Annotated in this window: 11 protein-coding genes; 5 read left to right on the top strand and 6 right to left on the bottom strand. The window is 39.7% G+C overall.

From position 1 onward, the window contains the following. Positions 1–235: 235 nt before the first annotated feature. From DLJ48_RS04515 to DLJ48_RS04505, 3 genes are all read left to right on the top strand, one after another. Positions 236–1,408: a galactokinase gene (locus tag DLJ48_RS04515; RefSeq protein WP_128686317.1), complete on the top strand. Its 1,173-nt coding sequence runs from the start codon at positions 236–238 to the stop codon at positions 1,406–1,408. Positions 1,409–1,421: 13 nt separating this feature from the next. Continuing rightward, positions 1,422–2,891 carry a UDP-glucose--hexose-1-phosphate uridylyltransferase gene (locus DLJ48_RS04510; RefSeq protein WP_128686316.1) on the top strand — a complete coding sequence of 490 codons (1,470 nt, stop codon included), beginning with the start codon at positions 1,422–1,424 and terminating at the stop codon, positions 2,889–2,891. An 86-nt stretch (positions 2,892–2,977) separates the two neighbouring features. After that, a complete protein-coding gene (locus DLJ48_RS04505; protein ID WP_128686315.1) occupies positions 2,978–4,000 on the top strand; it encodes an aldose epimerase family protein in 1,023 nt (340 codons plus the stop codon). Positions 4,001–4,084: 84 nt separating this feature from the next. On the opposite strand, the gene DLJ48_RS04500 is transcribed toward DLJ48_RS04505, so the two are convergent. Continuing rightward, the gene (locus DLJ48_RS04500; protein WP_128686314.1) at positions 4,085–5,950 is read right to left on the bottom strand and encodes an MFS transporter; all 1,866 of its coding nucleotides are present in this window, start codon (positions 5,948–5,950) and stop codon (positions 4,085–4,087) included. 149 nt (positions 5,951–6,099) lie between these two features. Between DLJ48_RS04500 and DLJ48_RS04495 the strand changes: the two genes are divergently transcribed. Together DLJ48_RS04495 and DLJ48_RS04490 are read left to right on the top strand one after the other, a co-directional pair. Then, on the top strand, positions 6,100–6,666 hold the full coding sequence (locus tag DLJ48_RS04495; protein ID WP_161566108.1) for a TetR/AcrR family transcriptional regulator: 567 nt from the start codon (positions 6,100–6,102) through the stop codon (positions 6,664–6,666). A 124-nt stretch (positions 6,667–6,790) separates the two neighbouring features. Beyond that, the gene (locus tag DLJ48_RS04490) at positions 6,791–7,237 is read left to right on the top strand and encodes an Hsp20/alpha crystallin family protein (RefSeq protein ID WP_128686312.1); all 447 of its coding nucleotides are present in this window, start codon (positions 6,791–6,793) and stop codon (positions 7,235–7,237) included. A 51-nt stretch (positions 7,238–7,288) separates the two neighbouring features. Here the strand turns inward: DLJ48_RS04490 and dltD are convergent, their stop codons facing one another. The 5 genes from dltD to DLJ48_RS04465 are packed head-to-tail and all read right to left on the bottom strand — an operon-like array spanning position 7,289 to position 11,724. Further along, entirely contained in the window at positions 7,289–8,572 is a 1,284-nt protein-coding gene (gene dltD, locus DLJ48_RS04485; RefSeq protein ID WP_128686311.1) for a D-alanyl-lipoteichoic acid biosynthesis protein DltD, read from the bottom strand. Then, the gene (gene dltC / locus DLJ48_RS04480) at positions 8,572–8,805 is read right to left on the bottom strand and encodes a D-alanine--poly(phosphoribitol) ligase subunit DltC (RefSeq protein ID WP_128686310.1); all 234 of its coding nucleotides are present in this window, start codon (positions 8,803–8,805) and stop codon (positions 8,572–8,574) included. The genes dltD and dltC overlap by 1 nt, the downstream gene beginning before the upstream one ends. A 12-nt stretch (positions 8,806–8,817) precedes the next feature. Continuing rightward, positions 8,818–10,047 (bottom strand): D-alanyl-lipoteichoic acid biosynthesis protein DltB, encoded by a 1,230-nt coding sequence (gene dltB / locus DLJ48_RS04475; RefSeq protein WP_128686309.1) that lies wholly within the window; start codon positions 10,045–10,047, stop codon positions 8,818–8,820. Then, positions 10,040–11,566 carry a D-alanine--poly(phosphoribitol) ligase subunit DltA gene (gene dltA / locus DLJ48_RS04470; RefSeq protein ID WP_128686308.1) on the bottom strand — a complete coding sequence of 509 codons (1,527 nt, stop codon included), beginning with the start codon at positions 11,564–11,566 and terminating at the stop codon, positions 10,040–10,042. The genes dltB and dltA overlap by 8 nt, the downstream gene beginning before the upstream one ends. 11 nt (positions 11,567–11,577) lie before the next feature. Next, positions 11,578–11,724 (bottom strand): teichoic acid D-Ala incorporation-associated protein DltX, encoded by a 147-nt coding sequence (locus tag DLJ48_RS04465; RefSeq protein WP_128686307.1) that lies wholly within the window; start codon positions 11,722–11,724, stop codon positions 11,578–11,580. Positions 11,725–11,789: the final 65 nt, after the last annotated feature.

The following is an 11,789-nucleotide window of genomic DNA, read 5'->3' as shown; positions in this document are numbered from 1 at the left end:
GAGAAAAATAAGGGAAATATTTACTAAACATTTAAGAATATATTATTACAATCATCAGTTATCCATTGTTTTATAGCTTTCTAACAAGTAAAATATTTAGTGAAAACGGTTTCAAAATTCATTCTATTTGACCATTTTCAATGCTTGCCTGCCTAGTGACATAAAAAAGCTGAAACTAGGCTAAACAAAACAGCAACTATCAAATAGGCTGACAGGCCAAAAAAGGAGCATTATCTTGGATACAAATACGTTACTAAATGAGTTTAAAAATCAATTTAAAACAAACGCTGAAAAAATTTTCTTTTCACCAGGACGCATTAACTTGATCGGTGAACATACAGATTACAATGGCGGCAATGTTTTTCCGTGTGCGATCAGTCTTGGCACTTATGGTGTTTACGGTAAGCGCGACGATCAGACAATCTGCTTGTATTCTGCCAATATCCCCGATCAAGGAATGGTGAGTTTTCAACTTGACGATCTCGAATATCATAAAGAAGACGGCTGGACCAACTATTTGCGCGGCGTGTTAGCTAATCTCGTGTCGCGCGGTTACCAATTCGACCACGGTTTTGATTTATTCTTGAATGGCAATTTGCCAGATGGCGCGGGCCTCTCTTCATCCGCTTCGATCGAGCTTCTTATGGGCACACTTTTAAAAAATATCTTCTCGCTCGATATCGCACAGCTAGATCTCGTTAAAATCGGACAAGAAGTAGAAAATAATTATATTGGTGTTAATTCCGGTATCATGGACCAATTTGCCGTTGGCATGGGTAAAGCTGATCAAGCTATTCTATTAGACACGAACACGATGAAGTATGAGTATGCGCCGATTGAGCTTAATGAAAATATCATCGTTATTATGAGTACAAACAAGCGACGTGAACTGCAGGATTCTAAGTATAACGAACGGCGATCTGAATGCGAGCAGGCATTAAAACGATTACAAACAAAACTCACTATCAAATCGTTAGGCGAGTTATCAATTGATCAATTCGACCAAGCAGCTTATTTGATCAATGACGATACTTTGATCAAAAGAGCGCGGCATGCTGTTTTTGAAAATCAAAGAACTTTGCGGGCTTTTGCAGCACTAAAGAAAAATGATCTGACAACTTTTGGCCAATTAGTTAATGCTTCACATGTTTCTCTGCATTACGACTACGCTGTCACTGGAAAAGAACTGGATACATTAGTAGAGTCTGCTTGGAAACAGCCTGGTGTACTGGGTGCTCGAATGATCGGGGCAGGTTTCGGCGGTTGTGCGATTGCAATTGTCAACAAAGACTATGTTGAAGATTTCAAAACAAAAGTCGGGGATGCCTACAAAAAAGAAATTGGTTATGCAGCTGATTTTTATATTGCAAAAATCTCAGATGGACCTAAAGAAGTCAAATTCAACTAATAGGAGTTTAATCATGTCTACTTTGGACAAATTTGTTAATGCCATCATTCAATCAAATACGGTTTATGAAGAGCTTGATAGTGTCTATCTTGAAAACAAGATCCACGGGCTAATTGGAGATGGCGAAACCTTGGCTGCTCAAGATGATCAGCTGCTCAGTTTAGCCGCAGCCCTTATTAATACTGCGATCAAGAGGGGCAAAATAGATGACAATCAGTCTGATCGCGACATTTTAGAAGCTCAGCTAATGGATTTGGTGACACCTTTGCCCGCTGCGATCAACCAGAAGTTTTGGAATCTTTACGAAAAAAGTCCTAAAACTGCAACCGACTATTTCTATCAAATCAGTCAAAACAACAATTACATTAAAACGCAAGCCATTAAGAAAAATATTTCTTTTCCAGTTCAGAGCCCTTATGGTGAACTTGAAATTACCATTAATCTCTCCAAGCCTGAAAAAAATCCTAAAGCGATCGCTGCAGCAGCTAAACAACACGATCATAGCTACCCGCAGTGCCAGTTATGCCTAGAAAACGAGGGTTATCTTGGTCGTTTAGGCTATCCAGCTCGCAGCAACCATCGTGTCATCCGCTTGAGCCTCGGCGGTGAAGTCTGGGGATTTCAGTATTCTCCCTATGCTTATTTTCCGGAACATGCTATTTTTTTGTCCAAACAGCATCGGCCCATGAAAATTGATCAGCATACCTTTAGCAATCTGTTAGAAATCGTCCAGACTTTTCCAGACTACTTCGTTGGCAGTAATGCTGATCTGCCAATTGTCGGTGGATCAATGTTAGGTCATGATCATTATCAAGGCGGGCGTCATTTCTTTCCAATGATGAAAGCTAAAATTGATCGACCGGTTGATCTGAATATCGATGGTGTCAGTGCTGGCATCGTCAAATGGCCCATGTCAACAATTCGCTTGATCAGTCAAAATCGCGAACAATTAATTAATGCCGCTAATTTAATTCATAAAAACTGGATGAATTACTCTGATGATCAAGTTAATGTGAGAGCCTATACAGGCACGCTTCGTCATCACACTGTGACGCCGATCGCCTATTTTGATCATGACAACGGCCAATTTGTATGCGATATTGTCTTGCGTGATAATCAAACTTCGGCTGAATATCCAAACGGTATTTTCCATCCGCATCAAGATGTACAACACATCAAAAAGGAAAACATCGGTCTGATCGAAGTCATGGGTCGCGCGATTTTACCAGCTCGTTTGAAAAACGAACTACAAGAAGTGGCTAAATACTTGTTAGACCGACCTAATGAAATGGCTGAATATCATCGAACTTGGGCTGATAAATTAAAGCAGCAATATCAATTCACAACTGAAAATGTTCAATCCATCGTAAATAAAGAAACTGGTTTGGTATTCTCAAGAGTATTGGAAGATGCTGGCGTATTTAAATGGGACCATCAGGGTCAGGCTGCTTTCGATCGTTTTGTTAAACAACTCATTGATTGACAAAGAAAATCACCATGATCTCATCCTTTTAAAGATTATTTTTCTGTCCAAGAGTTTTGCATAATTGAAAGAATCGAGGCAGTATTTTGAAAATTGAAAAAACAAATTTTGGCGAAACAAATGGCCGACAGATCGATAAGTATCGTCTGACCAACAAACGAGGAACGCGTATATCGCTCATAACATTAGGCGCAACTTGGCAAGAATTTTCTGCTGTGGAGGCCGATAAACGACAGCAGCTGATCGTCGGATTTGATAATCTGGCTGACTACGTTAACACGACATATTATTTGTGCAAAGCGGTTGGCCGTGTTGCTGGCCGAATCGCCAAAGCTGAATTTAAGTTAGATGGTAAAAACTACAAAATTGAAAACAACGAAGGTGGCAATGCCCTTCACGGTGGCAGCCATGGCTTTTCATTTATTAATTGGGATGCCCACACCGAAGAAAGTGCTGAACAAGCCAGCGTGGTTTTCACACATCAAATCAAAAGCAGTGACGATCAGTATCCTGGAAACTTGAAAGTCACGATTACTTATACATTAGACGAAAATGATAACGTCCATGTGCGTTTTACCGGGGAAAGCGACCAAGCGACGCTGTTTAATCCAACCATCCATACTTATTTCAATGTTACCGATACACAGCATGATCTAAAAACGCAATGGTTGAAAATTAATAGCAGCAAGAGGCTCGAACTGGCAAGTGATAAATTGCCCACTGGCCGTTTTATAACAGTCCAAGACACAAATTATGATTTTCAAAAACCACAGAATGTACAACATGTATTGAATAAATTGCAGGAAGACACAAACACAATTGAGTTAGATGATGCCTTCCTTGTCAATGCAGCTGATGAAGAGCCAGTAGCTGAGATCGGCGATACTGCCGGAAAACGTCAAGTGAGAATTTATTCTAAACGGAATGCAGTCGTCGTTTTCACGACCAACCCATTAGATCCGGTACGTGAGCAACAGCATGATTTTAATGCACTGGCCATTGAATGCCAGACCTTGCCAGATGCCATTCACCATCAAAATTTCGGTGACATTACGATACCAGCTGATCAAACTGTGACTCAAGAGATCATCTATCAATACAAACACTAAGTGCCACAAAATAGTCATATTTGATTAAAAAAACACCAATTGGTGTTTTTTCATTATTATTAACAAATTGACTTATCTGGTGCATTATTGTGAAACAACTTTGTCTTGAGCTAAAACAACCGCACCCGACCACCAAGCGATTGGTGAACAAAGCAGGACTAAGGCAGCAGAAAACAAATAAGTTTTGTGGAAGGCTGTCGTAATTTTGTCGTTTTTGATTGATTTTACTTGCCTCAAACCCGACTTTAATTCACTTGCTTGCGCCACTAAGGCAATTGCACGTGTTAACCGCGATTGACCCTGTGCGATTTTGCCATTACCGATAGCAATGTGCTGACTGGTTTGGCCAATAATTAGCAACGAACTATTTGCCTGGCCCAATTTAGCCGTCCCCTGAGCTAGGCTGGTTGATGCAGTCACAAGCTTTTGCGATCCTAAATTCAACTTCTGGCTGGCATCATACAATTTTCGTAAATTACTGTTCTTCCGTGGCTTAGGCAAATTCTTTTCATCTTGAGCAGCCTGCTTGATCTTGGCCGCCATTTGCTTAACAGCATTTTTACTACTAGTCGTTGTCGATTTAGAAGATTTTTTGAATACTTGACGAATTTCATGTTTGGCAACTGTTTTCACATGTTTTGATAATATTTTCGTGTTGATCACACTAATTGAATCAGTTCGAATTTGCTGTTTGGCTAAATCAATATGTGCATCTAATAGCGACACAAGAACGGCAATGCCCAAACACATACCTAATTGACGCGCCGTATTCACGATTCCGGAACCAACACCGCTTTTATAGACTGGTAGTGGCTTGATTGCTGAAACCATCGATTGAGTCGCAAAACCAAAGCCAAAACCATTTAAAATCAAGAAAACGATCATGACGCTTTTCGGTGTATCGGTCTGGATCAAAGATAGCGCAGACAGACTCAGGCCAAGAATTAGCATACCGGCAAAATTGACAGCTGAGGCTCCGATTTTAGCAGTCAAACGACTTCCCAAAGGCATCGCAACTGCCGTCGTCAAAGAAACCGGTATAATTACCAAAGCAGCACTCAAAGCTGAATAATTTAAAACATTCTGCAAAAAATAATTAAAAATCAATGACGGACAGATCAGTGCAACGGAAATAATAAAGAACACAAGGCTAGACGCCGTAAAAGGTCTAATTTTAAACAAATCCAATTCCAGCATCGGAAAGGCCGAGTGTTTTTCAACCAAAATAAATAAAACGATCATGATCAGACCCAGTATTAAACTGCTCATAATTGCTAGCGAATTCCAACCATAGTCCTGACCTTTTAGCAGGCCGAAAGTAATACCGAATAGTGCCAAAGTCAGCGTGATCGTCCCGATAAAATCAATTTTTTTGCTACTGGTCTCATCATATGATTCGTGCAGAAAAATCAGTACTAAGAAAAAAGCAATCAGTGCCATGGGTACGTTGATACCAAAAATCCAACGCCAACTGCTATATTGCAAAATAATGCCACCCAAAGGCGGACCTCCAGCTGCAGATAAAGCGCTGACCGCGGCAATGATACTTGTGATCAAAGAAAGTTTAGTCTTGCCGAAAACCTCGATTCCCATCGGAATCACAACGGGCGTTATCATCGCACCGCCAATGCCTTGGATAAAACGAAAAATACTTAATATAAATAAATTTTGTGCAAACATACTTGCGGCAGAAAAACTACCAAAAATAATTAATCCGATCAACATGATTTTTTTTCGACCGTATTGATCGGCGATCTTAGCCGCGATAATTGTAAAGATCGCGAGGGCTAAAACATAGATCGTTGAGACCCAGCTTGTATCAGCCAAGCTCGCTTTAAAATGATTCATAATGTCTGGTAAGGCAATGTTTACAACAGTACCATCAAGCACTCCCATAAACATTGCGATCACAAGACCGGTAAAACCTAATATCTTCTTCGTTTGATTCATTCATCCTCCTTCTTGTCACTAGTGTGAACAAAGATTACAATTGTGACATATGCCACGTTTAAATTATAGGGGTAGTAAGAGTAAAATCGATACACTTTTTGAAAGTGCTACAAATGGTGGGATTTTGTGACAGATCGGAGAATAACAAAATGAATGGTAAACAACGTTTAGCCGAACAATCACGGCGCTGGTTTTGGGAAGCCTTCGTGGCCTTATTAGAGGAAAAAAGCTATCAGGAAATTAGCATTTCTGAAATTGCTGCGCGAGCTCAGTTGGCCAGACGAACTTTCTATCGTTCCTTTAAAAACAAAGAAGACTTATTAGATTATTATTGTCATGGAAAAATTGCAGAATACTTAGATAGCTTGAAAGAATCAGAAAAAGCAAGTAATTCCTTCGACGACCTACTGCTAACTTTCTTTGAGTTTTGGTGGCAGGAACGCCGCACGCTGCGTTTATTAATTAAAAATAATTTATTCAGTTCCTTATTAGAAGCATGGACGCCCCAGTCAGTGAAAATATATGATTTGTTCCAAGCACCTTGGCATATACAAGGAACTCAGATAGAAATCGAATATATTATGAGTTTTTCGACTGGCGGTTTCTGGAATATTTTAAGCAGCTGGCTAAATAAGAAGAATCCCGAACCAGCTCAGCAGCTTGCAAGTACTTTATCCAAAGCTCTGAATCGCTTAATGGTTGTCAGCAAAGACTAGTCATCAAATTAAACTAATATATTCAAAAAAGGTTTGACCTTTATTGACTTTCTGACCAATACTGACTATTATGATCCTTGTAAGCGGTATGTGATATCACTTAATAAATTAGGAGGTATTTGATATGGCAAATGATTTAATGGACAAGAATGAAGGATTCGTGGATGTGCCTGATATGATGGGCAATTTGATGAATAATTTCTTTGGACCGCGCGATAACTTTTGGAATACAAGCAAAGACGATCACTCGATTATGCGGACTGATGTTTCTGAAGACGATCAGGAATACGGTATAAAAATTGAATTGCCTGGTCTGGACAAGAAAAATATTAAGATCGATTATTCAAACGATAATTTGACAGTTTCCGGTATTTTGGATAACAGCAGCGAAGAAAAGGACAAGAAAAATAAGATCGTTCGCAGTGAACGTCGTTATGGCCACTATTCTCGTAGTTATTACCTGCCTGGTGTTGATGAAAAAAAGATCAGTGCTAAATATGAAAACGGCATGCTGACTTTGTCGCTACCAAAATCCGATGAAAGCCAAAATCATCATATTGCAATTCAATAAATGATTTTAAAAAAATCCCTACCATAATGGTGGGGATTTTTTAACAATCGATCAATTAAACTGCTTTAAGTTGCGTTCAGTTGGTTTTAACTGTTGCCATTCATGCGACAAGAATCGATTGTTGATTCGATACTTTGCTGCTTTTGTTGGATGACTTAAAAAAGGACTTACTTTTTTATCGAAAGCCAACCAACCGCGCCAACCAAGATGAATCGTATCTTGCATAAAGTAGGGCCGGCAACCATCTTTTGAAAAGTCTGCAATATGGTCGAAAGATTGTGCATGCAATTGGAATTTTATTTTCCTAACGGCCTCTTGATAATTACTCTCATTCAAGCCCGTATATTTTGCCCATTTATGATTAACAGGCGGAATCACAAACATGACATTGACATGTTCTTTGGCAAATTGATTTAACACTAATTGCAAATCACCATACTCAGGGGACCGTGCATAAGACATATACCTTTGGATACCCTTTAAGCGATGAAGGCCAACTGGCTTAATGCGTTTGTCATAAAAACGATTCAAAATACCAAACGCATTATTGTTTGTACCTTCAGCTGCAATTGTATCGGCAAGTCGATCAAGCTCTTTGTAATTAAAGTTTTTCGGCAGCTGCCTGCTTGCGGGCAAAATACGCCGATCAAAATTATCGTTTATTTGTAAACGACTAAAAAGCTGATCCTCATGTTCCAACAATTGTTTTTGCCGATTGATCTGCCAACGCTGCCAACCGGTCAATGGCTCTCCAGCAGCAATTCTCAAGTACATTTTAGCTAAATCATTCTTTTTGCCAGGTGTTTGCAGTTGTAGGAAACGACGCGCCGCATAACGATCTACCTCAGTATCTTTAGCCGAATCGAGCCACTCCGTCCCCTGTAGATTAGAAAAATAATAATTGAACTCATCCGGCTGAGCACCACACTTATCAAACCACTGAGGTGAAATCACAAAGACAGCTTCTTTATTTTTTAATTCAGGAAGAATTGATTGCATAGCGAAATATTGCGTCAATGATTGCGTGCCGCGTCGGCCCATCAGAAATGGCCGATAATTGCGCTGATATTTCACCGCCAGGACGCTGGGATGAAATGGATCCATCCTAGCCCATTCCGACGAGCCGAAGAAAGGAATGTATCGTGTTTTCGGATCAAGCAAGGCTTGTTTTTTTAATTGCTGATTCTTAAAGGCAACCGAATTTAGTGCAACCGCTGCCCGTTCTTCATCTTTTGCTGAAAAATGCGAATAATTAAAAGGTGCAAATAGCAAAAACAGCAGCGTCGCAGCCGCAATAATGACGGGTCCAAAAATCTGCCATAATTTCCCTTTCATTAGTTGTTTGCTAACTCCTTAACTCTCGTGATGACCTTATTAGGTGTGTCCCATTGTGTCCGATCGAATTCGGAAACAGGAATATTAATGCCAAATTTTTCCTGTAAAGCTAAAATCAGGTCAACAGTTGCCATAGAATCAATTAAACCAGCATCAAAAAAATTATCATCAAGCTGGTCTGATAAATCCTCCCCTGAAATATTTTCTAAAATTGCTAAGATATCTTTTTCCATTATAAATTCTCCTTATTTTCTCGTAAACCATAACACGTTCAAAAATCCTGAAAAGAGCAGGAAACTGGCCATAACCACATGAAAGGTGAAAATGATCGCGATCCCTTGCGTCAGCCAATTTGATTTGAGCCACTTCAAATGCTTGCGCTTATATCTAAGCCACCAATCATTGATCATAAGTCCCAGGCCATGCAGCAGGCCATAAGCAATATAGTACCAAGTAAGCCCATGCCAAAAGCCCATCAGCAGCATGTTGAGAACGTAAGCCACGCTCGAATAAGTGGTTGATTTCTTAAACAAGCGCCTTTTTTTCATTGTAAACACCATACGCATGAAGACAAAGTCTCGAAACCAAAAGCTAAGACTGATATGCCAACGATTCCAGAATTCTTTTAAATTCTTCGATCTGAACGGTTGATTGAAGTTCATCGGTGTCTCAATTCCCATTAAATAAGAAATTGCGACTGCAAACAAAGAATAGCCTGCAAAATCAAAGAAAAGATCAAAACCGTAAACATACATAACTGATACCAAGGGCCAAGACAGACCTTTACCAGCTGCGATTGCCATTTTTTCAGCTGCCGGCAGCATCAGACTACCGAAAATATAAGCCAAAATGAATTTATAAAGAAATCCCAAGAACAAGTAGTAAACCGCTTTGCCAAGCATATTAATATACTGGCTGCGTTCTGGTACTTGTTCATAATCCTTCTCAAAACGACGATAACGGTCGATTGGCCCCGATGAGATGGTTGGCATAAATAACATGAACCGTATAAAGTGCCAAGCATGAAAATCTTTTTGCACACCATCGCGCATTTCCATGATCATGCCGACAGATTTGAAGGTCAGGTAGGAAACACCGAGAAAGCCAATAATGGATTGTGCGCCATGATCGACTGCTGGCGTTATTTTTACAACCATGATCGGTAAGATGGCAACAAATGTCGTTAAGTAAAAGACCCAACTTTGATTAGCGTGGCTTCGATACTTATCGTAACTATAAACAATGATCAATTGCCAAATAATATAGCCGACCAAAGCGATCCCTTGAGACAATTTATCATCAGTAAACATCAGCACAATAAAAACAGCTGAAAAAATAGTTTCATAAATTTTAAAACGTTTGCCATAAAAAAGACCAATAACTAAGGGAATCAATGCAAGCAGTAGATAAACAAAGTAAGTTGGATCAGAATACGGCTGTAAATTTGGAATCGTAGCTCCAAAAAAATTAGCCATTGTTAACCTCAGCGATCACTTTTTTTAAATCAATCTTGCCATTAGCAGAAATTGGCAGGCTTTCTTTATAGACGAAGCGGCTCGGAACCATATAAGGCATCATAACATCCTTTAAATCCGCTTTTAAAGCCTTTGTCAAATCATTAGTCCTCACAAAATCATTCGGCTGAGCCACGACCCAAGCTAGTAATTGCGCAACTTTATGATTTTCATCGTAACGTGGTACTGCTACAGCTTGTTTCACTAACTGGCTTTGCATCAAACCATGGCTGACTTCCTCTAACTCAATTCGGTAACCATGCAGCTTGATTTGGAAATCCTTGCGGCCGCCATAATGTAGCAATCCTTTTTCATCCAGCGATCCCAGATCACCAGTATGATAAGCCTGCCGACCTTGATAAGTGAAAAAAGCAGCTTCAGTCTTGGCCGGATTATTTAAATAGCCTTTTGAAACACTTGCACCAGCAATAATGATCTCACCCATCTGATTGGCAGCTAACTGCTGATTCTGCTCATTGAAGATCATGATCTCTGTGTCAGCTTTAGCATATCCAATTGGTAAACGATCGCAACTTTCCAAAACATGATCTGTCATTTCAATTGCCGAAACCGCCACAGTCGTTTCCGTGGGCCCATAGGTATTAAATATTTTGGCCTCAGGGAATCTTGCTCGCAGGATCGTCGCGGTTTTCTTGGTTAATTCTTCACCACAGAATAGAAAACGCGATAACTGCGGCAGATTTTCTTGGTTAAATGCCGGATTGATCAAACATAGATCAGCAAACGATGGTGTCGAGACGAAAAGCTGTAATCCGAGTTTCGGCAAGGTTTCAAATAACTGTTTGAAATTGTCTGCCAATTCTTTTGAGACCGCCTTTAATTGGCCGCCAACAGCCAAGGTCGGTGCCCAATCCATGACTGATAGATCAAAAGAAAAAGGTGCTTGCGCTAATGTGACGGATTTTTGAGGTAAATCAAATTGTGCGTCCAACATCCAATTAACAAAACTCAATAAATTATTACTGCTGATTTGAACACCTTTAGGCAGACCAGTCGTGCCAGAAGTGAAAATAATATAAAAAATATCATCACCAGAAACAGCATGCGTCCGTTCATAAGGCTGAGGGTCTTGGAAAATAGTCTGCAAATCAGTGGCGCTGATAACAGGTCGATCAGCTATTTTAATCGGCAGCTGGTCAACAGCGATCACTGCGGCTGGGTCGGCTATTTTTAAAATATCTGTTAAACGTTCATCGGACGAGTTCACATCAACAGGAATATAAGCATGACCAGACTTAACAGCAGCTAGAAAAGACACGATCGTGTCGAATTCCTGCCCCGTATAGACCATAATTGGTGTCTTATCAGCAATTTTAAGTCCATCAATATAGGCAGCCAAAGCATCGGAATTCGCTTTTAAATCAGCATACGTATTTTGTTTCCCTAAATTATCGTAAACAACTGCCTGCGGATCATTGATTGTATTTTGATTGATTGTTGCTAAAAGATTTTTAATCATATTCCTCCTACTTAAAATTCGTTATAGATAAACCCACCATCGTTGATACCGGAATATCCATACAAATAGAGCAGCATGACTAAGATCACAAAATAAAATAAAGTCCTCGCAACAAATTTAACGATCGAACTATGAATTGCCCTTACAAAAATCTGCATATCTCTCCCATTCCCAAGTATTTAATCATGTTACATTAGTTACATCTTTATTGCAAATCAGTTAC

The sequence above is a fragment of the Oenococcus sicerae genome, assembly GCF_004102045.2.
In the GTDB taxonomy this organism is placed as follows: Bacteria; Bacillota; Bacilli; order Lactobacillales; family Lactobacillaceae; genus Oenococcus; species Oenococcus sicerae.
The sequence above is the reverse complement of the archived record's forward strand: the minus strand, read 5'-3'. Positions and strand labels throughout refer to the sequence as shown.